Origin of the sequence: Methylobacterium sp. WL1 (assembly GCF_008000895.1) — a bacterium.
Lineage (GTDB): Bacteria > Pseudomonadota > Alphaproteobacteria > Rhizobiales > Beijerinckiaceae > Methylobacterium.
In genome coordinates this window covers 3,971,984-3,996,979 of the sequence record NZ_CP042823.1, presented here as the reverse complement: position 1 = coordinate 3,996,979, position 24,996 = coordinate 3,971,984, and the positions used below count along the sequence as shown (strand labels likewise).

Annotated in this window: 21 protein-coding genes; 14 read left to right on the top strand and 7 right to left on the bottom strand. The window is 70.3% G+C overall.

Annotation, left to right across the window (positions count from 1 at the left end):
- Positions 1-9 precede the first annotated feature (9 nt).
- From FVA80_RS19370 to FVA80_RS19315, 12 genes are all read left to right on the top strand, one after another.
- On the top strand, positions 10-621 hold the full coding sequence (locus tag FVA80_RS19370; protein WP_147908026.1) for a hypothetical protein: 612 nt from the start codon (positions 10-12) through the stop codon (positions 619-621).
- A gap of 402 nt (positions 622-1,023) precedes the next feature.
- Positions 1,024-2,523 carry a c-type cytochrome biogenesis protein CcmI gene (gene ccmI / locus FVA80_RS19365; protein WP_147908025.1) on the top strand — a complete coding sequence of 500 codons (1,500 nt, stop codon included), beginning with the start codon at positions 1,024-1,026 and terminating at the stop codon, positions 2,521-2,523.
- Positions 2,524-2,680: 157 nt separating this feature from the next.
- Positions 2,681-3,196, top strand: a complete 516-nt coding sequence (gene ccmE / locus FVA80_RS19360) for a cytochrome c maturation protein CcmE (protein ID WP_147908024.1) — start codon at positions 2,681-2,683, stop codon at positions 3,194-3,196.
- 9 nt (positions 3,197-3,205) lie between these two features.
- A complete protein-coding gene (locus FVA80_RS19355; protein WP_147908023.1) occupies positions 3,206-5,212 on the top strand; it encodes a heme lyase CcmF/NrfE family subunit in 2,007 nt (668 codons plus the stop codon).
- A gap of 242 nt (positions 5,213-5,454) precedes the next feature.
- The gene (locus tag FVA80_RS19350; RefSeq protein ID WP_246692436.1) at positions 5,455-5,835 is read left to right on the top strand and encodes a cytochrome c-type biogenesis protein; all 381 of its coding nucleotides are present in this window, start codon (positions 5,455-5,457) and stop codon (positions 5,833-5,835) included.
- Positions 5,836-5,950: 115 nt separating this feature from the next.
- Positions 5,951-6,607, top strand: coding sequence for a glutathione S-transferase family protein (locus FVA80_RS19345; RefSeq protein ID WP_147908046.1), 657 nt, complete (start codon positions 5,951-5,953; stop codon positions 6,605-6,607).
- A 257-nt stretch (positions 6,608-6,864) separates the two neighbouring features.
- Positions 6,865-7,350 (top strand): formate dehydrogenase subunit gamma, encoded by a 486-nt coding sequence (locus FVA80_RS19340; RefSeq protein ID WP_147908021.1) that lies wholly within the window; start codon positions 6,865-6,867, stop codon positions 7,348-7,350.
- Positions 7,347-8,906 carry a formate dehydrogenase beta subunit gene (locus FVA80_RS19335; RefSeq protein ID WP_147908020.1) on the top strand — a complete coding sequence of 520 codons (1,560 nt, stop codon included), beginning with the start codon at positions 7,347-7,349 and terminating at the stop codon, positions 8,904-8,906. Before FVA80_RS19340 ends, FVA80_RS19335 begins: the two co-directional genes overlap by 4 nt.
- Before the next feature lie 11 nt (positions 8,907-8,917).
- Positions 8,918-11,791: a formate dehydrogenase subunit alpha gene (gene fdhF / locus FVA80_RS19330; RefSeq protein WP_147908019.1), complete on the top strand. Its 2,874-nt coding sequence runs from the start codon at positions 8,918-8,920 to the stop codon at positions 11,789-11,791.
- Between the two features lie 4 nt (positions 11,792-11,795).
- Positions 11,796-12,089 (top strand): formate dehydrogenase subunit delta, encoded by a 294-nt coding sequence (locus FVA80_RS19325; RefSeq protein ID WP_147908018.1) that lies wholly within the window; start codon positions 11,796-11,798, stop codon positions 12,087-12,089.
- A 298-nt stretch (positions 12,090-12,387) separates the two neighbouring features.
- A complete protein-coding gene (locus tag FVA80_RS19320) occupies positions 12,388-14,049 on the top strand; it encodes an OFA family MFS transporter (RefSeq protein ID WP_147908017.1) in 1,662 nt (553 codons plus the stop codon).
- 91 nt (positions 14,050-14,140) lie between these two features.
- Positions 14,141-15,070, top strand: coding sequence for a LysR family transcriptional regulator (locus tag FVA80_RS19315; protein WP_147908016.1), 930 nt, complete (start codon positions 14,141-14,143; stop codon positions 15,068-15,070).
- Between the two features lie 12 nt (positions 15,071-15,082).
- Here the strand turns inward: FVA80_RS19315 and FVA80_RS32010 are convergent, their stop codons facing one another.
- The 7 genes from FVA80_RS32010 to FVA80_RS19285 all read right to left on the bottom strand — a co-directional run bounded on the left by FVA80_RS32010 (position 15,083) and on the right by FVA80_RS19285 (position 20,892).
- Positions 15,083-15,211, bottom strand: a complete 129-nt coding sequence (locus FVA80_RS32010; RefSeq protein ID WP_281408660.1) for a hypothetical protein — start codon at positions 15,209-15,211, stop codon at positions 15,083-15,085.
- A 228-nt stretch (positions 15,212-15,439) separates the two neighbouring features.
- The gene (gene rpmG, locus FVA80_RS19310; protein ID WP_020092568.1) at positions 15,440-15,607 is read right to left on the bottom strand and encodes a 50S ribosomal protein L33; all 168 of its coding nucleotides are present in this window, start codon (positions 15,605-15,607) and stop codon (positions 15,440-15,442) included.
- Between the two features lie 106 nt (positions 15,608-15,713).
- The gene (locus tag FVA80_RS19305; RefSeq protein WP_147908045.1) at positions 15,714-16,844 is read right to left on the bottom strand and encodes an MFS transporter; all 1,131 of its coding nucleotides are present in this window, start codon (positions 16,842-16,844) and stop codon (positions 15,714-15,716) included.
- 56 nt (positions 16,845-16,900) lie between these two features.
- Positions 16,901-17,650: an NUDIX domain-containing protein gene (locus FVA80_RS19300; RefSeq protein ID WP_187193422.1), complete on the bottom strand. Its 750-nt coding sequence runs from the start codon at positions 17,648-17,650 to the stop codon at positions 16,901-16,903.
- Positions 17,601-18,071 (bottom strand): DUF983 domain-containing protein, encoded by a 471-nt coding sequence (locus FVA80_RS19295; RefSeq protein ID WP_147908015.1) that lies wholly within the window; start codon positions 18,069-18,071, stop codon positions 17,601-17,603. Before FVA80_RS19295 ends, FVA80_RS19300 begins: the two co-directional genes overlap by 50 nt.
- Positions 18,072-18,094: 23 nt before the next feature.
- Positions 18,095-20,335: a ribonuclease R gene (gene rnr / locus FVA80_RS19290; RefSeq protein ID WP_348644582.1), complete on the bottom strand. Its 2,241-nt coding sequence runs from the start codon at positions 20,333-20,335 to the stop codon at positions 18,095-18,097.
- Between the two features lie 218 nt (positions 20,336-20,553).
- Complete coding sequence (locus tag FVA80_RS19285) at positions 20,554-20,892, bottom strand: hypothetical protein (protein WP_147908013.1); 339 nt, start codon at positions 20,890-20,892, stop codon at positions 20,554-20,556.
- Positions 20,893-21,006: 114 nt separating this feature from the next.
- Between FVA80_RS19285 and FVA80_RS19280 the strand changes: the two genes are divergently transcribed.
- On the top strand, positions 21,007-24,090 hold the full coding sequence (locus FVA80_RS19280; RefSeq protein WP_147908012.1) for an FAD-binding and (Fe-S)-binding domain-containing protein: 3,084 nt from the start codon (positions 21,007-21,009) through the stop codon (positions 24,088-24,090).
- Complete coding sequence (locus FVA80_RS19275) at positions 24,087-24,977, top strand: ketopantoate reductase family protein (protein WP_147908011.1); 891 nt, start codon at positions 24,087-24,089, stop codon at positions 24,975-24,977. The genes FVA80_RS19280 and FVA80_RS19275 overlap by 4 nt, the downstream gene beginning before the upstream one ends.
- The last annotated feature ends 19 nt before the right edge of the window (positions 24,978-24,996 follow it).

Here is a 24,996-nt window from a genome sequence, read left to right as displayed (position 1 = left end):
GGTGCGTGCGTGGCGGCGACGGGCGGTGTGTTGACGCTGCCGCTCATCCGCAGTGTCATCGCTGCAAAGGTTGCCTCGCCGGTCCCGCTGCGGAATCAGATCTTGGCGTTCGTGTCCGTGATCTCCGGGGTGCCGGCCTTATTGAGCGTCGAAGCTGAGGACGCCGCGTCCCACGTTGTTCTCGTGCCGGTGGCCTATTGCGCTGTGACTGACAGGCTGGTCCAGGTGGAGTCCCGTCTGACAGACACGCAAGCGGTCCTGTGGCGCCGCAAGCTCACACGGTTTCACGAATTCTCCTTCACGATCCTGGTCGTCAGCCTCGCCGACGACACGCCCACCTACGAGACGCAGGACAGGACGTACGCGCGACCGTACCTGCCGGACGCGTGCCGGCCCTTCGTCATGCCAATCGTCGCCGCGAGCTTGAGAGCGCTCGTTGCACATGTGCGGCCATGGCTGATCTACCGCGTCACAAAGTCCCGCAACCCGCCGGAGAAAGCGCTCCGGAAGGATCTCTTCCTGACGTGGACGCTGGAAGACGAAGGATATGCCGTCATCGAGACGGGATCTGATCCTTGGGACCGAAGGTTTTGGATTCTCAGCCGCGCGTTGACAGGCTGAAGCCGGTGTGGAGGATACTCGTCGTCCAGGAGAATGCCATGGCTATCGGCCTGCGGGATCCGCGCGGCGACGATCTCTACGTCAGCGATCGTGTCTTCGACGGCGTTCGTTCCCGAGACGCTGGGACGACGGCGCGTGACCGGGACCGGGCGCTGAAGCAGCTTGAGCGCCTTCGGACGGATCGGCGGCCAGGCACCGGCAAGCGCCCCTGATCGCGGCGATGTTCACGGACTTTGTGTTCGTCGACCCCGCACGAGCGGGGTTTTTTATTGCTTTTGCGGAACCGGCCCCGCAAGCGAAGGTCCGCGCCGACAGATGTCAGCGGCGAAGAGGTTCGTCCATCAAGCGGACTCTTGCGTTACGCATTCCCCGACTGGACCACGGCAGAGTTTCCGAGTTTTGATGACGGCGATCTGGTTCATCCTGGCGGGCATGACCGCTGCGGCCGTGCTCGGCCTGCTCTGGCCGATGTCGCGGCGCACGGCCGTTCCGGTGGGCGAGGGCGGCATTTCCAGCGTCGACACCGAGACCGCGTTCTACGAGGACCAGATCGCCGAGATCGACCGCGATCTGGACCGCGGCCTGATCGCCCCGGACGAGGCCGAGACCGCCCGCGCCGAGGCTGCCCGGCGGCTCCTGCGGGCCAGCCGCGATGCGCGGCGCGACGCCGAGGATGCCGGCGCGGACGAGGCCGCGCGTCCCGCCGAGCCGCGGCTGCGCCGGCGCCGGGCGGCCTCCGCCTTCGCGCTGTCCACGATTCCGCTGGTCGCGCTGATCGCCTACGGGCTCTACGGTTCGCCGGAACTGCCGGCGCAGACCGACGCCGACCGGCAGGCCGCCCGCGGCGGCACCGAGGACCTGTTGAAGGCGGTCGGCCAGATCGAGGCCCGTCTCGCCCGCGACCCGAACGACGCCCGGGGCTGGGCCGTGCTCGCCCCGGTCTACATGCGGACCGGCCGGTTCGACGACGCGGCCCGCGCCTTCGCCAACATCGCCCGGCTGAAGGGCGAGACCGCCGACGTCCTGTCCGATTGGGGCGAGGCCCTGGCGGCTGCCGGGGAGGGGACCGTCACCCCCGAGGCCAAGGCCCTGTTCGAGAAGGCCCAGGCCAGGGACCAGAACGCGCCGAAGCCCCGCTTCTACCTCGCGCGCGCGGCCGAGCAGGCCGGCGATACCGCCGAGGCGATCCGCCAGCTCTCCGCCCTGGAGGCCGCCAGCCCCGCCGATGCGCCCTGGCTCGGGCTGGTCCGGCAGAACCTGGCCCGGCTCAAGGGCGAGGCGGCGCCGGCGGCCGCGCCTGCGGCGACCCCGAAGATCCCGGCCGAGCAGCAGGCGGCGATCCGCGGCATGGTCGACGGGCTCGACGCCCGGCTGAAGGCGGGCGGCGGCACGCCGGACGAATGGCTGCGGCTCACCCGCTCCCGGGCGGTGCTCGGCGAGCGTGACCAGGCGATCGATGCCCTGGCCCGTGCCCGGGTGGCTCTGGCCGGCAATCCGCAGGGGCTCGCCCAGGTGGAGGAGGGCGCCCGCATCCTCGGCCTCGATCCCACCAAGCCGGCGGCTCCGGCGGCCTCCGGTTCCATGACCGGTTCCATGGCCGGACCCGCCCCGCGGTCCGATGCCGAATCGGCGGCTGCCGCCATGCAGGCGCTGTCGCCGGCCGAGCGCGACGCCGCGATCCGCGGCATGGTCGACGGGCTCGACCGGCGTCTCGCGGCCCGGGGCGGCACACCCGACGAGTGGCTGCGGCTCGTGCGCTCCTACAGCGCACTCGGCGACCGCGATCAGGCGATCAAGGCCCTCGACCGCGCCCGGATGGCGCTCGCCACCAACGCGGATGCGGTGAGCCGGCTCGACGGGCTCGCCCGGGAACTCGATCTGACCGCCAAATCCAATCCCTGACGGCGCCGAGGGGCGCCACGCGGCTGTTCGTACGACAATCGGTCCTGCCCGACGCCCTTGACCGGCGCGGCCGCCGGGCCGACACCCTCAAGTCTGGAATGAGAACGGTTTAGGTCTGCTCGGGCCAAAGCCCGTCGGATCCCGGGGTGGAAGAATCGTGACGCGCAAGAGCCGCCGCCTGATCCTGATCACTGCCTGCGGCAGCGTGCTCGCGCTCGCCGTGGGGCTGATCCTGTTCGCCATGAGCGGCTCGATCGTGTTCTTCCGCTCGCCCACCGACATCGCCCAGCAGGGCATCGCCCCCGGGACCCGGATGCGGCTCGGCGGCCTGGTGAAGGACGGCTCGCTCCGGCGCGGGCCCGACCAGACGGTGGATTTCGCCGTGACCGACACCAACGCCACCGTCGAGGTCCAGTACAAGGGCCTGCTGCCCGACCTGTTCCGCGAGGGGCAAGGCGTGGTGGCCGAGGGTATGCTGGAGCCGGGCGGCCGGTTCCGGGCCGACACGGTGCTGGCCAAGCACGACGAATCGTACATGCCCCGGGAGGTCGCCGACGCCCTTAAGGCACAGGGGCGCTGGCAGGAGGGGGGCGAGAAGGGCGGCGCCAAGGTCGCACCGAAGCCCATCACCGCCTCGAACGGCGGGACCCTCGGCCCCCGCAGTGAGCGGTAAGGAAACCGGATGATCGTCGAGACCGGCCATTTCGCGCTCGCGCTCGCGCTGGCGATCTCCCTTGTCCAGATGGTGATGCCGGTCTGGGCGGCGCGCTCGGGCGACCCGGCCCTGCGCCAGGCCGCCTCGCAGGCGGCCCTGGGCGCCTTCGCGTGCGTGCTGTTCGCCTTCGCGGCCCTGACCTGGGCGCACGTCACCTCGGACTTCTCGGTCCAGAACGTCGTCGAGAACTCGCACACGCAGAAGCCGCTGATCTACAAGTTCTCCGGCGTCTGGGGGAACCACGAGGGCTCGATGCTCCTCTGGGTCCTGATCCTGACCCTGTTCGGCGCCTGCGTGGCCGTGGCCAAGAATTCCGTGCCGCCGCGCTTGCGGGCCAACACGCTCGGCGTGCAGGGCCTGATCACCTTCGTGTTCGTGCTGTTCATCATCACGACCTCGAACCCGTTCAGCCGCGTGGTCCCGGCGCCGCTCGAGGGCAACGACCTCAATCCGCTGCTGCAGGATGTCGGGTTGGCGATCCACCCGCCGCTCCTCTACGTCGGCTATGTCGGTTTCTCGATCAGCTTCGCCTTCGCGGTCGCCGCCCTGATCGACGGGCGGATCGATGCGGTCTGGGCGCGGGCCGTGCGGCCCTGGACGCTCGCAGCCTGGTCGTTCCTGACGCTCGGCATCGCGATGGGCTCGTACTGGGCCTATTACGAGCTCGGCTGGGGCGGCTGGTGGTTCTGGGATCCGGTGGAGAACGCCTCCCTGATGCCCTGGATCGCCGGCACGGCGCTGCTGCACTCCACCGTGGTGATGGAGAAGCGCGACGCCCTGAAGGTCTGGACGGTGCTGCTCGCCATCCTGACCTTCTCGCTGTCGCTGATCGGCACCTTCCTGGTCCGCTCCGGGGTGATCACCTCGGTGCATTCCTTCGCCACCGACCCGACCCGCGGCGTCTTCATCCTGGCGATCCTGATCCTGTTCATCGGCGGCTCGCTGACGCTGTTTGCGTGGCGGGCGCCGCTGCTGCGACAGGGCGGCCTGTTCGCGCCGATCTCCCGGGAGGGGGCGCTCGTCCTCAACAACCTGTTCCTGGTGGCCGCCTGCGCCACGGTGCTGGTGGGGACGCTCTATCCGCTCCTGTTGGAGATGCTGACCGGGGAGAAGATCACGGTCGGGCCGCCCTTCTTCAACGCCACCTTCATCCCCCTGGCGATTCCGCTCCTGCTGATCGTGCCCTTCGGCCAGGCGCTCGCCTGGAAGCGCGGGGACGTGCTCGCAGCCTCGCAGCGCCTGTTCGCGGCGCTCGCCGTCGCCCTGGTGGTCGGCTTCGCGGTCCTGGCTTTCACCTGGGGCGGCCCCGTGATGGCGCCGGTCGGGATCGGGCTCGGCGCCTACCTGCTGATCGGCTCGGCGCTGGAGATCGTCTCCCGGGCCCGGGGCTTTGGCTCCAGCCGGACGCGCGACCTCGGCCAGATCGGGCGCCGGGCCATCGGCCTGCCGCGCTCGGCCTGGGGCACGGCGCTCGCCCATGCCGGCGTCGGCGTGGTTGTGATCGGCATCGCCGCGCAGGGGTGGGCCACCGAGGGGCTGGCGACGCTCAAGCCCGGCCAGACCCTGTCGGCCGGCCCCTACACGGCGACCCTCGACCGGCTCGCGCCCCGGGCCGGCCCGAACTACGAGGAGGCCGCGGCCTTCCTGACGATCCGGACCCGCTCGGGCGACGAGGTCGGCCGGGTCGAGACCGGCAAGCGCTTCTACCCGAGCCGCAAGATGTCGGTGACGGAATCCGGCCTGCTGACCATCGGGGCGAGTCAGGTCTACGCCAGCCTCGGCGAGATCGGCCAGGATGGCGGCGTCGGCCTGCGCCTCTACTACAAGCCGCTGGTGCTGATGATCTGGCTCGGCGCGGTCGTGATGGCCTTGGGCGGCGTGCTGTCCCTCACCGACCGCCGGATGCGCGTCGGCGTGCCGGCCAAGGCGCGGGCGCGGGCGATGCCCCACGTTGCCGCGGTCCCGGCGGAGTGATGGGTCGGGACATGAGGGCCAACGCGGTTCTTCCCGGTCCCTCTGTGGGGGACCGGGTCCACGCCTATCCGGTCGAGCCGCAGGCCCCCTCTCCTGTGCGGGAGAGGGGATCTGTCGCGGTCGATGGCCGTCGGTCTGTGGACGCCGCACCGGGGAGGGGGAAGGCGCGTGGCCGCCTCGCCTTCGCGCTCCTCGCGACCCTTTCGCTCGCCGTCCCGGCCCATGCGGTCCAGCCCGACGAGGTGCTGAAGGATCCGGTGCTGGAGCATCGAGCCCGGGAGATCTCGTCCGAGCTGCGCTGCCTGGTCTGCCAGAACCAGTCGATCGACGATTCCGACGCGCCGCTCGCCAAGGATCTGCGCGTGATCGTGCGCGAGCGCCTGCAGAAGGGCGACAGTGATCCGGCGGTGCTGCGCTACGTCGTGGACCGCTACGGCGAGTTCGTGCTGCTGCGGCCGGTCTTTGCCCTGCACACCCTGCTGCTGTGGCTGACCCCGATCCTGGCGGTTCTGCTCGGCGCTTTCGGGATTTGGCGCCTCGCCCGCCGGCGGCCGGCCGCGCCGGTCCGGACCCTGTCGGCAGCCGAGCAGGCGGAGGTCGCCGCGCTGCTTCGTCGGGAGTAGTCTTCGGCGCGTTGCGATTCGCCCGGATCGAGTCGGCAAGATTCGCTGCTCCGGCACGAGTTTTGGATCCGGCAATGCAGATCGCATGATCGGCGACGCGCCCGGGGTGAAGACGATGACCGCCACCACGCTCACCATCTCCAGTCGCAACTACTCCTCCTGGTCCCTGCGGGGCTGGCTGATCTGCCGGATGGCGGGTCTCGCGTTCGACACGGAAGTCCTGTCGGGCACGGACGTCACCAGCCGTGCGGAACTGCTGCACCTGTCCCCATCCTTCCTGGTGCCGCGCCTGCGGCATGGCGACGTGGTGGTCTGGGACATCCTCGCGATCGCCGAATACCTGAGCGAGACCTTTCCCGACGCTGGCCTTCTCCCGCGCGAGGTGGCCGAGCGTGCCCATTGTCGCTCCATCTCCGGGGAGATGCACTCGGGCTTCGTCAACCTGCGCTCGGCCCTGCCGATGAACCTGCGGGCGTTCCATCCGGGCTTTCGGGTGTTCAACGGCGCCAAGGCCGATATCGAGCGCATCGTCACGATCTTCGACGATTGCCTGGACCGGTACGACGGACCGTTCCTCTTCGGTGACCGGCCTGGCCTCGCCGATGCGCTTTACGCCCCGGTCTGCACCCGCTTCCGTACCTACGACGTCGCGCTGCCGCCCCGGGCCGCAGCCTACCGGGACGCCATTCTGCACTGGCCGTTGATGATCGAATGGGCCGAGGCCGCCGCCGACGAGCCGGATGAGATCGAAGAGCTCGACATGGAGTTCTGACCGTCCAGACCGCGCGGCAGATGAAATTTCTTGCAGGGCACAAGATGATGTTGCGTCGCACGCGGGTTGGTTCGACGGTTTTTAGGCGGTAGAAACCGATGCGTTGAGAAAGGCTTACCGTATGGATGGGCCGCCGGCCCGCGACGGGTGACAGTCTGACAGGGATCCTTTGTCAGGCGACCGGACTGCACGATTGATGGTGTTCGGCATTTCTGTTCCACTTCGCTTTAGAAAAGGAACAGACTGGGCTGGAAACCATGGCGCGTCACGAGCCCTGGAGCGCGGAACGCGCTACCGGGATCATTGCAGAGCATACCCATCTCGAAGGCGCGACGCTGCCGATCCTGCACGCGTTGCAGGCGACCTTCGGCTACGTCGATGGCGGCGCCGTGCCGCTCATCGCCGACGCGCTGAACCTGTCGCGTGCCGAGGTGCATGGCTGCATCACGTTCTACCACGACTTCCGCGCCCATCCGGCCGGCCGCCACGAGGTGAAGCTGTGTCGGGCCGAGGCCTGTCAGGCCATGGGCTCGGACAAGATCCACCGCGAGATCCTCGGCCGCCTCGGCTGTGACTGGCACGAGACCACCGCCGACGGCAGCGCCACGGTGGAGCCGGTCTACTGCCTCGGCCTCTGCGCCAACGGTCCCGCGGCCCTGATCGACGGCGAGCCGGTGGCCCACCTGACTGCCGACGGCCTCGACGAGGCGCTGGCCGAAACCAAGCGGGAGACCCGCCAGTGAGCGTCACCCTTTACGTCCCCCGGGACGCCGTGGCTCTGGGCCTCGGCGCCAACAAGGTCGCCCGGGCCCTGTTCGCGGGCGCCGAGCGCCGCGGCCTCGACGTGACCATCGTGCGCACCGGCTCGCGCGGCCTGTTCTGGCTGGAGCCGATGGTGGAAGTCGCCACGCCGGAAGGCCGGGTCGCCTACGGTCCCGTCAAGGTCTCGGATGTCGACGCCCTGCTGGATGCCGGGCTCGCCACCGGCGGCGAGCATGCCCTGCGCCTCGGCGACCCCGAAAAGATCCCGTTCCTCGCCCGTCAGCAGCGCCTGACCTTCCACCGCTGCGGCGTTGTCGATCCGGTCTCGGTGGCTGATTACCGGGCCCATGGCGGCTATCGCGGGCTCGAGGCGGCGCTGAAGCTCGACGCCGAGGGCATCGTCGCGGCGGTGCGCGATTCCGGCCTGCGCGGCCGCGGCGGCGCCGGCTTCCCGGCCGGCATCAAGTGGAACACCGTGATGCTCGCCAAGGGCGAGCAGAAATACGTCGTCTGCAACGCCGACGAGGGCGATTCCGGTACCTTCGCCGACCGGATGATGATGGAGGGCGACCCCTTCAACCTCATCGAGGGCATGACCATCGCGGCGATCGCGACGGGTGCGACCCGCGGCTACATCTACCTGCGCTCCGAATACCCGCAGGCCTTCGCCACCCTGAAGGAAGCCATCGCCAACGGCATCGAGGCCGGCGTGCTTGGCGCCGATATCCTGGGTTCGGGCAAGGCCTTCCACCTGGAGGTCCGACTGGGCGCGGGCGCCTATATCTGCGGCGAGGAGACCTCGCTGCTGGAGAGCCTGGAGGGCAAGCGCGGCATCGTGCGGGCCAAGCCTCCGATCCCGGCGCTCAAGGGCTTCCTCGGCAAGCCGACGCTGGTCAACAACGTCATGACCTTCACGGCCGTGCCGTGGATCCTCGAGAACGGCGCCGGGGCCTACGCCGATTACGGCATGGGCCGCTCGCTCGGCACGCTGCCGATCCAGCTCGCCGGCAACATCAAGCACGGTGGCCTGATCGAGCTCGCCTTCGGGGTGACCCTGCGCGAGGTGATCGAGGATTACGGCGGTGGCACCCGCTCCGGCCGGCCGGTGCGGGCGGTACAGGTCGGCGGGCCGCTCGGGGCCTACTTCCCCGACCGCCTGCTCGACACGCCCCTCGACTACGAGGCGATGGCCGCTGCGAAGGGCCTCGTCGGCCATGGCGGCATCGTGGTGTTCGACGACACCGTCGACATGGCCTCCCAAGCCCGCTTCGCCTTCGAGTTCTGCGCCACCGAATCCTGCGGCAAGTGCACTCCCTGCCGGATCGGCGCGACACGTGGCGTCGAGACCATGGACAAGGTCATCGCCGGCATCCGGCCGGAGACGAACCTGAAGCTGATCGAGGACCTCTGTGAGGTCATGACCGACGGGTCGCTCTGCGCCATGGGCGGGCTCACGCCGATGCCCGTGATGAGCGCGATCACCCACTTCCCTGAAGATTTCAGGCGCGCCGGCGATCTGCCGGTCGCGGCCGAGTGAAGGAGACGTCGATGGGCCTGATCAAGGAGATCGACTACGGCACGCCGATCCGCGTGGCGGAGCAGACCGTCACCCTGACGATCGACGGCATGGACGTGACGGTGCCGGCCGGCACCTCGGTGATGGCGGCGGCGATGCATGCCGGCACGCAGATCCCGAAGCTGTGCGCCACCGACAGCCTGGAGCCGTTCGGCTCCTGCCGGCTCTGCCTCGTCGAGATCGAGGGGCGGCGCGGGACGCCGGCCTCCTGCACCACGCCGGCCGAGAACGGCATGGTCGTGCGCACGCAGACCGACAAGCTGGCCAAGCTCCGCAAGGGCGTGATGGAGCTCTACATCTCCGATCACCCGCTGACCTGCCTGACCTGCGCGGCCAACGGCGATTGCGAGTTGCAGGACATGGCCGGCGTCGTCGGCCTGCGCGACGTCCGCTACGGCTACGAGGGCGACAACCACGTCGTGCCGAGTGCCGAGAAGTACCTGCCCAAGGACGAGTCGAACCCGTACTTCACGTACGATCCGTCGAAGTGCATCGTCTGCAACCGGTGCGTCCGCGCCTGCGAGGAGGTGCAGGGCACCTTCGCGCTGACCATCGCGGGCCGCGGCTTCGACAGCCGCGTGGCGGCGGGCCCGACCAACTTCATGGAATCGGAGTGCGTCTCCTGCGGCGCCTGCGTGCAGGCCTGTCCCACGGCCACGTTGCAGGAAAAATCGATCCACGAGTTCGGCCAGCCCGAGCACGCGGAGGTGACGACCTGTGCGTATTGCGGCGTCGGCTGCTCGTTCAAGGCCGAGATGCAGGGCACCCGCGTCGTCCGCATGGTGCCGTACAAGGCCGGCAAGGCCAACGAGGGCCATAGCTGCGTCAAGGGTCGCTTCGCCTACGGCTACGCCACCCACAAGGACCGCATCACCAAGCCGATGATCCGCGCGAAGATCACGGATCCGTGGCGCGAGGTCTCCTGGGACGAGGCCATCTCGCACGCGGCCAGCGAATTCAAGCGGATCCAGTCGACATACGGCAAGGATTCGGTCGGCGGCATCACCTCGTCGCGCTGCACCAACGAGGAGGCCTACCTCGTCCAGAAGCTCGTGCGCGCCGCCTTCGGCAACAACAACGTCGATACCTGCGCCCGCGTCTGCCACTCGCCCACCGGCTACGGGCTGATGTCGACGCTCGGTACCTCGGCCGGCACCCAGGACTTCAAGTCGGTCGAGCAGTCCGACGTGATCCTGGTGATTGGTGCCAACCCGACCGACGGGCACCCGGTCTTCGGTTCGCGCATGAAGAAGCGCCTGCGGGAGGGCGCCAAGCTGATCGTGGCCGATCCGCGCAAGATCGACTTGGTGAAGTCGCCCCACATCAAGGCCGACTATCACCTGCCCCTGAAGCCGGGCTCCAACGTCGCCTTCATCAATTCGCTGGCGCACGTCATCGTCACCGAGGGGCTGATCGACGAAGCGTATGTCCGCGAGCGCTGCGACCTCGCCGAGTTCGAGTCCTGGGCCCGGTTCATCGCCGAGGAGCGGCATTCGCCCGAGAACCAGCAATCGTTCACCGGCCTCGACCCGGCTGAGGTGCGTGCGGCGGCCCGGCTCTACGCCACGGGCGGCGCGGCCGGCATCTATTACGGCCTCGGCGTCACCGAGCACAGCCAGGGCTCGACCATGGTGATGGGCATGGCCAACATCGCCATGGCCACCGGCAACATCGGCAAGCTCGGTGCCGGCGTGAACCCGCTGCGCGGCCAGAACAACGTCCAGGGCTCCTGCGACATGGGCTCGTTCCCGCACGAGTTCACCGGCTACCGCCACGTCTCGGACGACGCCACCCGTGAGAGCTTCGAGGCGCTCTGGGGCGCCAAGCTCGACGGCGCGCCGGGCCTGCGCATCACCAACATGCTCGACGAGGCCGTCGATGGCAGCTTCAAGGGCCTCTACATCCAGGGCGAGGACATCGCGCAGTCGGATCCCGACACGCACCATGTCACGTCCGGCCTCAAGGCGATGGAATGCATCGTCATCCAGGACCTGTTCCTGAACGAGACCGCGAAGTACGCCCACGTCTTCCTGCCGGGCGCCTCGTTCCTCGAGAAGGACGGCACCTTCACCAACGCCGAGCGGCGCATCTCCCGCGTCCGCAAGGTGATGCCTCCGATGGGCGGCTTCGGTGACTGGGAGGGCACGGTGCTTCTCTCCAACGCACTGGGCTACAAGATGGAGTACAGCCACCCGTCCGAGATCATGGACGAGATCGCCGGCCTGACCCCGAGCTTCACCGGCGTGTCCTACGCCAAGCTCGACGAGCTGGGCTCGGTGCAGTGGCCCTGCAACGAGAAGGCGCCGCTCGGCACGCCGATGATGCACGTGGACCGCTTCGTCCGCGGCAAGGGCCGGTTCATGATCACCGAGTTCGTGGCCACCGAGGAGCGGACGGGGGCGAAGTTCCCGCTGATCCTGACCACGGGCCGGATCCTGTCCCAGTACAATGTCGGCGCGCAGACCCGGCGCACCGAGAACTCGCGCTGGCACGAGGAGGACGTGCTGGAGATCCACCCGTTCGACGCGGAACTGCGCGGCATCGTCGACGGCGACCTGGTCTCCCTGGAGAGCCGGTCCGGCGACATCGCCCTGAAGGCCAAGGTCTCGGAGCGGATGCAGCCCGGCGTGGTCTACACCACGTTCCACCACGCCAAGACCGGCGCCAACGTGATCACCACCGACTACTCGGATTGGGCGACCAACTGTCCCGAGTACAAGGTCACGGCGGTGCAGATCCGGCGGACCAACCGGCCCTCGGATTGGCAGGCGAAGTTCTACGAGGAGGACTTCTCCCTGACGCGCATTGCCAATTCCCTAGATACTGCGCTCGACGCGGCGGAGTGAACCGATGAGTGCGCTGACCCAGGAGGACAAGCTCCTCCGGATGGCGAACCAGATCGCCACCTTTTTCCGGTCCTACCCGGAGGACGAGGCGGTGGCCGGGGTGCACAAGCACATCACGGCCTTCTGGACGCCCAAGATGGTCTCGAAGCTCGAGGCCGCCCTTCCGGGGATGGGGGACCGGGCCGACAGCCTGGTGCAGCAGGCCCTGCGCGGGGCCGAGCCCCAGGCCGAGAGCCCGGTGCGCTCCGCCACCCGCGACCCGCAGAAGCTCGGCGAGGGGGCCAGCGACGCCGGCTGATCGGCCTTCGTCGCGTTCGATCGGTCCATCGCGGCGCCGGTCGAACGTGGCCGCCCTGAGCAGGGCGGCGACGGCCCAAGGCGTGCCTGGAGGTTTACGCGCTGCGCGCCGACCCTCCGAATGAATGCAGGATGCGCCGATTTCGGTATCCGCGTATACGTCGCCCCTGAATTGTAGGCTAAACCGGTACCGATGACGGGTCGAACCCCGTCCGCGCGCTGGCACCCGCCAAGCTCAACGACTAAGCTTCCTCGGCAGCACGGCTCACGCAACGAAGTCGTGCCTGGAGGAAGCCTCTATGCGTTCAGACCTGGCGGGCGCAGTCGCGCCCGGGAGCGATCACGGCTGGTTGTCACGTGAGCGCATCGTCGCCAAACCGGGCTTCAACCGCTGGCTGGTTCCGCCGGCGGCCCTGGCGATCCATCTCTGCATCGGCATGGCCTACGGGCTGTCGGTGTTCTGGCTGCCGTTGAGCCGGGCCCTCTCGGTTGGCCAGCCCGCCCCCGCCGCCTGCCCCGACATGGGCGTGATGACGGCGCTGTTCACCACCACGTGCGATTGGCGCGTCAGCGACCTGGTTACGGTCTTCTCCATCGGCATCGTCATGCTCGGCCTGTCGGCCGCCCTGTTCGGCGGCTGGCTGGAGCGGGCGGGCCCGCGCAAGGCCGGCATCGTGGCCGCCCTGTGCTGGGGCGGCGGCTTCCTGATCGGCGCGCTGGGCGTCTACCTCCACCAGCTCTGGCTGGTCTGGCTCGGCATGGGCCTGATCGGCGGCATCGGGCTGGGCCTCGGCTACATCTCCCCGGTCTCGACCCTGATCAAGTGGTTTCCGGACCGGCGCGGCATGGCCACCGGCATGGCCATCATGGGCTTCGGCGGCGGCGCGATGATCGGCTCTCCCCTGGCCGACGGCCTGATCAAGACCTTCCGCAGCCCCGATTCCGTCGGCGTCTGGCAGACGCTCGCCCTGATGGGGCTGGGCTATTGCGTGTTCATGCTGGGCGGAGCCTTCGGCTACCGGGTCCCGCCGGCCGGCTGGCAGCCGGATGGGTGGACGCCGCCTGCCGCCAAGAACGCGATGATCGCCTCGGGCCACGTCCACCTGCGGGACGCGCACAAGACCTTTCAGTTCTGGATGATCTGGCTGGTGCTCTGCCTCAACGTCTCGGCCGGGATCGGCGTGCTGGCGCTCGCCTCGCCGATGCTCCAGGAGATCTTCGGCGGCTCCCTGATCGGGCTGCCCGGCACCGGCTTCGCTGCGCTCGACGCCGGCCAGAAGGCCCAGATCGCCGCGATCGCGGCCGGCTTCGTCGGATTGCTGTCGCTGTTCAACATCCTGGGCCGGTTCTTCTGGGCCTCGATGTCGGACCGGATCGGCCGCAAGCTCACCTACGCGATCTTCTTCGCCCTGGGCGGCGTGCTCTACGCCGCCGCTCCCTGGGCCGCCGGGATCGGCTCGCAGGCTCTGTTCGTCGCGTTCTTCTGCGTGATCCTGTCCATGTATGGCGGCGGCTTCGCGACGATCCCGGCTTACCTCGCCGACGTGTTCGGCACGCAGTTCGTCGGCGCGATCCACGGCCGCCTGCTCACCGCGTGGTCGACCGCCGGCATCGTCGGTCCGTTCGTGGTCACCAAGATCCGGGAGGCGCAGGCCGCCGCCGGTGTCCAGGGCGCGGACCTCTATGGGCGGACCATGTACGTGCTGGCCGCGTTCCTGGCCGCCGGGTTCGTCTGCAACCTGTTGATCCGGCCGCTCGCCGGGCGGTGGTTCATGTCCGATTCCGAGCGCGCCGCCCTCGACGTCCGCGGCGCCGCCGCTGCCGTCCGGTCGTCGGGCTCGTTCGGCATCGGCCGGGGCGGGTTCAGCGCCGCGGCGGCACTGGCCTGGGCGGTCGTGGGCATCCCGATCCTCTGGGGGATCGGCATCACCCTGTCGAAGGCGTTCATCCTGTTCCGCTGAGCGTGCGCCCGCCGCCGGTTGTGGCCGGACGGGCGGGCCACTAGGTTTCGGCATCCCAACCTGCGGGGTGCGCGCCGCTCGGAATGCCTCCGTGATCGACAAGCTCGACTTCCTGCTCGCGCTCGCCCGCGAGCAGCATTTCGGCCATGCGGCCGAGACCTGCGGGGTGACGCAGCAGACCCTCTCGGCCGGCGTGAAGCAGCTGGAGAACCGCTTCGGCGTGCAGCTGGTACTGCGCGGTTCGCGCTTCCAGGGCTTCACCCCGGAGGGCGAGCGGGTGCTCGAATGGGCACGCCGCATCGTGGCCGACGCGCGGGCGATGCACGAGGAGGTCACGGGCCTGCGCCGCGGCCTGACCGGGCACCTGCGCATCGCCGCGATCCCCACAGCCCTGCCGATGATCGTGAGCCTGACCACCCCCTATGGCGAGCGCCACCCGGGCGTCCGGCTCACGGTCGAATCCGCGGCCTCCGCCGACATCTTCTCGCTGATCGAGAACCTGGAGGCCGATGCCGGGCTGACCTACCTCGACAACGAGCCGCTCGGCCGGGTCGTGTCGGTGCCGCTCTACCGGGAGCGCTACCGCCTGGTCACGGCCGACGGCGGCCCGTTCGACGGCCGCGCCAGCGTCACCTGGGCGGAGACCGGCCGCCTGCCGCTCTGCCTGCTGACCCCGAACATGCAGAATCGCCGGATCATCGATCAGCAGATCCGGGACGCCGGCGCCGATCCGGCCGCGACGCTGGAATCGAACTCGATGATCGTGCTGATGACCCACGTGCGCACCCTGCGCTGGGCCTCGATCATGCCGGAGATCCTGGTCGATGCCCTCGGGCCCATGGCGGGCGTGCGGGCGATCCCGATCACCGCCCCGGACCTGGAGCACACGATCGGCCTCGTCGCCCCGCGCCGCGAGCCCTCGACCCCGATGGTGACAGCCCTGGTCGCCATCGCCCGGACCCTGGCGCGGACGCTCGATCCGGAGCTGTACGGCTTTTCCAGCGCCGTGACGGATGCGTGAGAGGGTGCGCGTTCAGGCCGGCGCGAACAGGCCTCGCACCAACCCGCGGACGGCCCGATAGGGAATCAGCGGCAGCTTGAGGACGAGGCGGGCCGTGAGCACCGCCAGGACCGTCAGGATCGTCAGCAGAACTCTGAACACCGTGCGCGCTCCCTTGGCCGGTCCGGCCAGTGCGGAGGGAGACGGATCCCGGAGCCGGGTCAGGCAGCGCCCGGAACGCGGCGAGACTATGGTCGGGCGTCGCCCCGGCCCCGTCCGCGGCGCCGGGCAGGATCGTTCGTCACCCTGTCCCGGCAGGGCACGAAAAAAGCCGCCCCGTCTCCGGAGCGGCCTCGAGGTCGCGGCTGGACCGGGATGGGTCCCGCGAGCTTACTTGATCTTGGTTTCCTTGAAGTCGACGTGCTTGCGCGCGACCGGATCGTACTTGCGCATCGTCAGCTTCTCGGTCTGCGTGCGGGAGTTCTTCTTGGTGACGTAGAAATAGCCCGTGTCGGCGGTGGAGACGAGCTTGATCTTGACGGTGACGGCCTTAGCCATGGCGCGGCGCTCCTGCAGGGTGCGGCATTCCGCGTGAGCGAAACGCAAATGGCCGGGAAGGCCCGGCCGAATACGGGCCGGTCAATGCCCGATCGGACCCCGCAGGTCAAGACCGCGCGGCGGATCGCTCCATCATGGCGAGGCTCGACAAGAAGACCAGGAACAGTGCCAGCAGCGCCCACGCGAAGCCGTGCGGCGGCACGAGGTCGAGCCCCCCGCCGATCAGCGGCGGCCCGAGCATCAGGCCGACATTGTACAGCACCACGAAGGCCGCGTTGGCGCCCGCGAGGTCGGAGGCCGGGACCCGGTCGCCCAGCGTGGTCAGGCCGACCGTGTAGAGCGTCCCGGCGATGCCGCCCCAGGCGAACAGGACCAGGCCGAGCGCCAGCGGCGACCCGGAGGCCAGCGGGATCAGGGCCGAGCCCGCCGCCCCGGCCAGGCCCGCGCCGAGGAGCACCGCGCCCCGGTCGACGCGGTCGGCAAGCCAGCCGAACGGGATCTGGAACAGCACGTTGCCGAGCGCGATCAGGCTGACGAGGCCGGCCGCGCCCTGTGCGTCGTAGCCCAGGCGCAGGCCGTAGAGCGGCAGGATCGCGAAGATCCCGGTCTCCACCGCCCCGTACGCGAGGGCGGCGAGCAGCGCCCCGGGGGCGAAGCGCAGATAGGCGAGGAGGCTGCGGCCGGAACCGTGCTCGATGGTCGGCGAAAGGCCTCGGGCGAGGACGATCGGCAGGCCGCCGGCCAGCATCAGGGCGGCACCGGTCAGGTAGGGGGGCAAGCCCTCGGTCCCGACGAGGACCAGGAGCGCCGGCCCGACCGCGAAGCCCGCTGCCAGCACGGTGGCGTAGATGCCCATCACCAGGCCCCGGCGCTCCGGCGGGGCGGCGGCGTTGATCCAGTACTCGGACAGCACGAACAGTGCGCCGAGCGTCGCCGAGAACACGAAGCGCAGCGGGAACCACAGGGCGATGCCCGGCACCATCGGAAAGGCGGCGAGGCTCACCGCCCCCACGACCAGGGCGAGACACAGGAGCGGCGCGACGCCGATCCGCGCGGCCAGTCGCGGGACGAACGGGACCGTGCAGATGCTGGCGATGCCGGCGACCGCGGTGTTGAGCCCGATCAGCGTGCTCGACGCGCCGCGCCGCTCCAGCTCGATCGACAGGAGCGGGATCGACAGGCTGAGGCCGATGCCGACCACGGTGACGCAGGCGATGGCGGCGGTGATCGCCGCCACGGTGTCCGGTCCGATCCCGCGTCCCGCGACGATCCGGTCCGGCCTGTCCGAAACATTCACAACGCGACTCGTTCCCGGCGCCCGTAGCGCTCGTAGTGGAAGGGGATCATCCGGTGCGGCGCGAAATCGGCTGCGATCTGCGCCTCCAGATCGTCCAGGATGGCGCGGGTGATGAACGGCAGGTCGAGCTTGCGCGCCGCGTCCAGGCGGACCCAGGCGAGCTCGGTGAACTCGGCCTCGGGGCTCACCCGGCCGGCCTCCTCGGCCACGACCATGCGGCGATCGACGGCGAAGAACCGCGTGTCGAACCGGCGGACGCGCTTGGGCGGGGTGATCGCCCGGGCCACGAGGTGCAGCGCCTCCAGGTCCGGCAGGATCCCGTGCCGGGCGAAGGCCTCCCAGCCCGCGGGGGCGGTCTCGGGGGCGCCGTGCTCGTTCGTGCCGAGCAGCAGGCCGGTCTCCTCGTAGGTCTCCCGGATGGCGGCCAGCGCCAGCGCCCGGCCGAGATGGTGCGGCGGCCGGGAGACCTGACGGGTCAGCGCGGCCTCGGCGTAGTCGGGCAGTGCGCCGGCCACCGGCATGTGGCGGTCGCCGAGTTCGATACGGCCCCCGGGGAACACGAACTGCCCGGGCATGAAGGCGAGGCGCGGGTTGCGGCGGCCCATCAGGACCTTCGGGCCGCCCTTCCCGCGCCGGTCCAGCACGATCAGGGTGGCGGCGTCCCGCGGGCGCAGGCGCGCCGGGGACGGCGTCCGCTCAGGGCTGGTCGCGATCTCGGATTCCTGCTGCGGCTCCGGCTGCGGCAAGGCGTGTCTCCTTCAACCCCGAAACGGGGCGGCCCCGCGGTAACGTGGCGAAGCCGTGCATGCCAAGGGCGTATTGCAACCCGACGACGGCACCCTTGACCGGCTGGAGCAACGCGAGGGCGAACAGGAGCGTGAAGACCGGCCAGACGCCCATCTCGACCCACAACGGGACATCGTAGGCGGTCTCGGTCTCCAGGATCAGGTAGCCGACGATGTGGGCGACGATGAAGATCACCACGTAGGGCGGCAGATCGTCCGCGCGGTGATGGTGCAGTTCCAGCCCGCAGGCGTCGCATTCCGGGCGCACCTTCAGGAAGCGTCCGAAGATCCGGCCCTGCCCACAATGGGGACAGCGGCCGATAAAGCCCCGCGCCATCGCGGGGATCAGGCGGGTGCGCACGGGAATCGCGTCGGTGGCCATGACCAAAGCCTACACCGGCCGGGTCACCGGCGCGAGCCGCGATGGCGCGTGCCGGAGTTGCGGATGCCGGGCGGGCGGCCGGAGGGGGCGGCCTTGAACGGCCGCCCGCCGGGCTTCCGGCCGGCGCCGTCCTTGCTGGACCCGGAGCGGGTCTGGCCCGCGCTCAGCAGCTCGAAGCGGAGCGCCCCCGCCACCGGCGCGGCCTCGACCAGGCGGACCTCGACGCGGTCGCCGAGCCGGAAAGTCTCGCCGCTGCGCTCACCCACGAGGGCGTGACGGGCCTCCTCGTGGCGGAAATAGTCGGCGCCGAGCTGCGAGATCGGCACGAACCCGTCCGCGCCGGTCTCGTCGAGCTTGATGAACAGGCCCGACCGCGTGACGCCCGCGATCTGTCCCGCGAAGGTCGCCCCGATCCGGTCGACGAGATGGTGCGCGATCAGCCGGTCGATGGTCTCGCGCTCCGCCGCCATGGCGCGGCGTTCGGCCGCCGAGATCTGCTCGCCGATCTGCGCGAGCTCGCCCACCGACACCTCCGCGGGCAGGCCGTCGGCGCCGAGCCGGCAGGCGGCGATCAGCGCTCGGTGGACGATCAGGTCGGCGTAGCGGCGGATCGGCGAGGTGAAATGCGCGTAGCGGCGCAGGTTCAGCCCGAAATGGCCCAGGTTCTCGGAGGCGTAGACGGCCTGGGCCTGGGAGCGCAGCACCACCTCGTTGATGAAGGTCGCGTGCTCGCTGCCGGCCACCGATCCGAGGATGCGGTTGAACAAGGCGGGGCGCAGCGCCCCCTCCTTGGGCAGCTTGATCCCGACCGAGGCCAGGACCTCGCCGAGCGCCTGCATCTTCTCCTGCGCCGGCTCGTCGTGCACCCGGTAGATCAGCGCCTGCTTGGCCGCCTCCAGGGTCTCGGCGGCGGCGACGTTGGCCTGGATCATGAACTCCTCGATCAGCCGGTGCGCGTCGAGGCGCTCCGGCACGATCACCCGGTCGACCGCGCCCTCGGGCGAGAGCAGCACCTTGCGCTCGGGCAGGTCGAGCGCGAGCGGCCCGCGGCTGTCCCGGGCCTCGCGCAGGGCCGCGTAGGCCGCCCAGAGCGGGCGCAGCACCGTCTCCAACAGTGGCTCCGTTGCGGCATCCGCCTGCCCGTCGATGGCGGCTTGCGCCTGCGCGTAGGCGAGCTTGGCCCGGGAGCGCATCATCACCCGGTGGAACGTGTGGCGGCGCTTCACCCCATCGGCGGCGATCACCATCCGGACCGCGATGGCCGGGCGGTCCTCGCCCTCGCGCAGGGAGCACAGATCGTTGGAGATCCGCTCCGGCAGCATCGGCACGACGCGGTCGGGGAAATAGACCGAGTTGCCCCGCTCCAGCGCCTCGCGGTCGAGGCTCGAGCCGGGGCGGACATAGGCCGCGACATCCGCGATCGCCACCGTGACGAGGAAGCCGCCCGGATTGGCCGGGTCGTGATCAGGCTCCGCCATCACGGCGTCGTCGTGGTCCTTGGCGTCCGGCGGATCGATGGTCAGCAGCGGGCGGTCGCGCCAATCCTCGCGACCTTTGAGCGGGGCGGGGGCCGCTGCATCGGCCTCGGCCAGGGTCGCGTCCGAGAATACGTGCGGGATGTTGTGCAGGTGGATCGCGATCAGACTCACGGCCTTCTCGGAGCCGAGCGAGCCGAGCCGTTCCCGGACCCGGCCCCGCGGCAGGCCGAAGCGCGTCTCCCGCTCCAGCGATACGCTGACGAGGTCGCCGTCCCGGGCCTGACCCTCCTCGCCGGGCGGGATCAGGATCTCGCGGCCCTGCGAGCGCTTCTCGACCGGCACGATCCGGCCGCCCTGCGCCCCGGCGCGGTAGACGCCGATGATCTCGGCCTTGTTCTTTCCGATGACCTTGATGACCCGGCCGGTATAGCCGCCCTCGGCGTCGCGCTCGACCCGGACGAGGGCGCGGTCGCCGATCCCGGCGGCCGGGCGGTTGCCCTTGCGCGGTCCGCGGCTTTGCGTGAGCACGATGGATGGCGGCTTGCCGGTGCCGGTCCACTCGACCGGAACCGCCAGGAAGTCGCCGTGCCGGTCGCGCGAGCGGATGTCGCTCAGAACCACCGGCGGCAGGCGACCGGCAGCTGCGAGGCCGCCGCGCCCGCGATCGAGGCCGCCATCCTCCTCGATCTCCTTGAGGATGCGCTTCAGGTCGATCTTGGCGGCGCCCTTGATGCCGAACGCCTTGGCGATCTCCCGCTTGCCGACGGGTTCGGTCGCCTCCGCCACGAAGGCGAGGATCTGCTCGCGGGTGGGGAAGGGCGGGGAGCGGCGGGTTCTGCCGCCTCTGCGCTGATGCGTGGTGCCAAAAGGTGGTGCCGGACGGTTCTCGAAAAAGGCGTGCGCCCGCGATCGGGCGCCGGACCGCTAATTCGGTCGCGTCACCGCAAGATGGGGTTCCGGCCGGTCCGCGGCAACGGTGGCCGTCGCGTCCTCAACAGGCGCGATCAGCCCGTGGAGGCCGATTTGCGGATGCGGTCGACCGCGAGATCGACGTCGAAGCCCGGTCCCAGGATCTCGTCCAGGCCGAACGGGCAGGCGCGCGGCAGGGTCAGGTTCACCTGGCCTTCTCCGGGCGCCAGCTCCGGCGTCTCCGCCTGCTGGATCGCCAGCGTCCAGGCCCCGTCCATGCGCAGGCTCCCGGCCTGCGGCGGGTCGGCGCCCAGGGCGGCGAGCTTGGTCCGGCCGGCCTCGCGGCAGGCGAGGCTCGTGGCGTCGTCGGAGATGAGGGCCGCCTTGATCAGCTCGGCCAGGGCATCCCTGACCCGTTCGACGCTCGCGTTCATGGGCATCCGCTCCGCACCGTCGCCACCGTGGCAAGCGGGGTGCCAGACCGGTTCGCGGCGACGTGACATAATCGCCGATCTTCCCTCGCGAGGGGCCGGGTGTAGAACGCGTTCATGATCCCGGTCCTGACCCGCCACACCGAGGCCGTGCCGCTCTATGAGGCGGTGGTCGCCGAACTGCGCCTGCGCGGCTTTGCGGGCGACCTGAGCGTATCGGCCGCGGACCGCGCGGTCTTTTCCACCGACAACTCGATCTATCAGGTCGAGCCGGGGGCCGTGGCCTTCCCGCGCTCGCGCGACGACCTCGTGCGCATCGCCAAGCTGCTGGACGACCCGCGCTTCACCGAGATCGTGATCCGCCCCCGCGGCGGGGCCACCGGCACCAACGGCCAGTCGCTCGGCCACGGCCTCGTGGTCGACACCTCGCGGCACATGAACCGCATCCTGGAGATCGACGTCGCGCGCCGCATCGTCCGGGTCGAGCCCGGGGTGGTGAAGGACCAGCTCAACCGGGCGCTGGCCGAGCACGGCCTGTTCTTCGCGCCCGAACTCTCGACCTCGAACCGCGCGACCATCGGGGGCATGATCTCCACCGATGCCTGCGGTCAGGGCTCCTGCCTCTACGGCAAGACCCGCGACCACGTCCTCGCGCTGACCTGCGTGCTCGCCGAAGGCACGGTCTGGACGGCCGAGCCGCTGGACGCGGCCGGCCTCGAAGCCGCCCAGGCCCGCAACGACCGGGTCGGCGAGATCCACCGCACCGTCGATACGGTCGTCACCGAGAATGCAGCGCTGATCGCCGAGCGCTTCCCCAAGCTCAACCGCTGCCTCACCGGCTACGACCTCGCCCATCTGCGCGATGCGGACGGCCGGTTCGACCTCAAGAGCGTGATCTGCGGCTCGGAGGGCACCCTGGCGCTGATCGCCGAGGCGCGGCTCAACGTTCTGCCGATCCCCAAGGCGTCGGTGCTGGTGGCGCTCTCCTACGTGGATTTCGACGCCGCCCTGCGGGACGCCCAGGCGCTGCTGCCGTTCGGCGCGGCCTCGGTGGAGACCATCGATTCCACCGTCCTGGGCCTCGCCCGCAAGGACCCGATCTGGGCCGAGGTCCGCGCCTTCTTCCCGGACGATCCCGCCGGCCGGCCGGTCCACGGCATCAACCTGGTGGAATTCGTCGGCGACGACGCGGACGGCGTGGATGCCGCCCTGGCGCGGCTCACCACGGTGCTGGAGGCCGAGCGCGGGACCGACACCAAGCGCCTCGGCTTCACCATCGCCCGCGGCGACGCGATCGAAAAACTCTGGACCATGCGCAAGAAGGCGGTGGGCCTGCTCGGGGCCGCCAAGGGCGATGCGCGCCCGATCCCGTTCGTCGAGGATACCGCGGTGCCGCCGGAGCGGCTCGCCGACTTCATCGCCGAGTTCCGGGCGCTGCTCGACGCCAAGGGGCTGCGCTACGGCATGTTCGGCCATGTCGATGCCGGCGTCCTTCACGTCCGTCCGGCCATCGACCTGAAGGATCCGAACCAGAACGCCCTGATCCGCGAGGTGACCGAGGGCGTGGTCGCGCTCACCGCAAAGTATGGCGGGCTGCTCTGGGGCGAGCACGGCAAGGGATTCCGCTCCGAGTTCGTGCCCGCGACCTTCGGGCCGCTGATGCCGGCGCTCGAAGCGGTCAAGCGCGCCTTCGACCCGGGCGACCGGATGAATCCGGGCAAGATCGCCACGGCCCGGGGCGGCGCGCTCACCCGGATCGACGGCGTGCCCCGCCGGGGCGAGCAGGACCGGACGATCCCGCCGCCGGTCCGGCAGGATTTCGACGAGGCCCTGCACTGCAACGGCAACGGCGCCTGCTTCACCTTCGATCCGGACGACGCGATGTGCCCGTCCTGGAAGGCGACCCGGGAGCGCCGGCATTCGCCCAAGGGCCGCGCCTCGCTGATGCGCGAGTGGCTGCGCCTGGCGTCACAGGCGGGCATGGACCCCTCCGCGGAGCTGAAGCGCCAGCGCCCCGGCTGGTGGGCCGATGTTTTCGCGACCATGCGCAGCGGTTTCCGGCGCCGCTCCGAGGCCGATGACTTCTCCCACGCCGTGAAGGAGGCGATGGACGGCTGCCTCGCCTGCAAGTCCTGCACGGGATCGTGCCCGATCAAGGTGGACGTCCCGACCTTCCGGGCGAAGTTCCTGGCACTCTACCATGCCCGCTACGCCAGGCCCCTGAAAGACCACCTCGTGGCCGCGCTGGAGCCGCTCCTGCCGCTGGCCGCCCGGATGCCGCGCCTGAGCAACGCGGCCCTGGCCAACCCGCTCGCCCGGATGCTGCTGGCCAAGGCCGGCCTGGTCGGGATCCCGGCCCTGTCGCCGATCGACCTGACGGCGCGGCTCGCCGAACTCGGCGTCGCCACCGCGACCCCGGAGGCGCTGGCCCGTCTCCCCTCGGCGGAGCGCGCGCGCGCAGTGCTGCTGGTGCAGGATGCGTTCACCAGCCATTTCGAGGCGGCCTTGGTCGTCGATGCCTGCGCGCTCCTGGTCGCGCTCGGCTTCAAGCCGTGGCTCGTGCCCTACCGGCCGAACGGTAAGCCGCTGCACGTGCACGGCTTCCTGGCCCGGTTCGCCGCGGTGGCGCGGTCCAACGCCGCGATGCTGCGGGCGCTCGCGCGCTCGGGCGTGCCGCTCGTCGGCCTCGATCCGTCGATGACGCTGACCTACCGGTCCGAATACGCCCAGGCGCTCGGCGGCGACGACCTGCCCAAGGTCCAGATCCTGCAGGAATGGCTTGCCACGCAGCTCGACCGGATCGCGCCCCGGCCGGGCAACGCGACCCTGCAGCTGCTGCCCCACTGCACCGAGCGCACCAACGCCCCCGGCGCGGTCCGCGACTGGCAGGCGGTGTTCACCCATCTCGGGCTGCGGCTCGACGTGCTGCCCGCGGGCTGCTGCGGCATGGCCGGGACCTACGGCCACGAGGCGCGCAACCGCGCCACCTCGGAGGCGATCTACGGCTTGAGCTGGGGGCGCCACGTGGCCGAGGCCCCCGGCGGCAACCTTCTGGCGGACGGCTATTCCTGCCGGTCGCAGGCCAGGCTGATCGACGGCGTGAGGCTCCGCCACCCGGTCCAGGCCCTCCTCGACCATGTGCGGACGGGGGCCGCCGCCGCGCCGTTCCATCCCGAGCACGCCGCGGCGGCGGCGCGATGAAGGTCGCAATCCTCGGGGCCGGCGCGGTCGGCTGCTATTACGGGTTCCTGCTCGCGCGGGCCGGCCATGCGGTCACGCTGATCGGCCGCCCGGCCCTGGTCGAGGCGGTCGCGGCAAACGGGCTGGTGCTGGAGAGCGCGGCCGGGCGTGCCGCCGTGGCGGTTCCTGCGACGACGGCGAGCGATGGTGTCGCCGGGGCGGATCTGGTGCTCGTCTGCGTCAAGTCGGGCGACACGGAAGCGGCCGGGGCGACCATCGCGCCCCATCTCGGCCCCTCGGCGACGATCCTCAGCCTCCAGAACGGCGTCGACAACGCCGAGCGCCTGGGCGTCGTGCTCGGGCGGCCGGTGGTGCCGGTGGCGGTCTACGTCGCCACCGCGATGGTCGGGCCGGGGCAGGTGCGGCACAACGGCCGGGGCGACCTCGTGCTCGGCGCCTCGGCAGCCAGCGAAACCATCGCCGCCGCGCTCATCGCCGCCGGGATCCCGACCACCGTCTCGGAACGCGCCCTGGACGCGCTCTGGGGCAAGCTAATCCTGAACTGCGCCTACAACGCCCTGTCGGCCCTGACCCAGTTGCCCTACGGCCGCCTGGTGCAGGGTGAGGGCGTCGTCGCGGCGATGACCGATGTGGTGCAGGAATGCGTCGCGGTGGCGAACGCCGCGGGCGTGTCGGTACCCGACGACATCCTCGACACGGTGCTCGCCCTCAGCACCAGCATGGCCGACCAGCGCTCCTCCACCGCCCAGGACCTCGCCCGGGGCCGGCCGAGCGAGATCGACCACCTCAACGGTTATGTCGTTCGGAAGGGGGCTGCGCTCGGCATCCCGACGCCGGCGAACCGGATGCTCCACACGTTGGTCAAGCTGGCGGAAGCGCAAAGGTAAGATTTGGCGGATCGTGCTG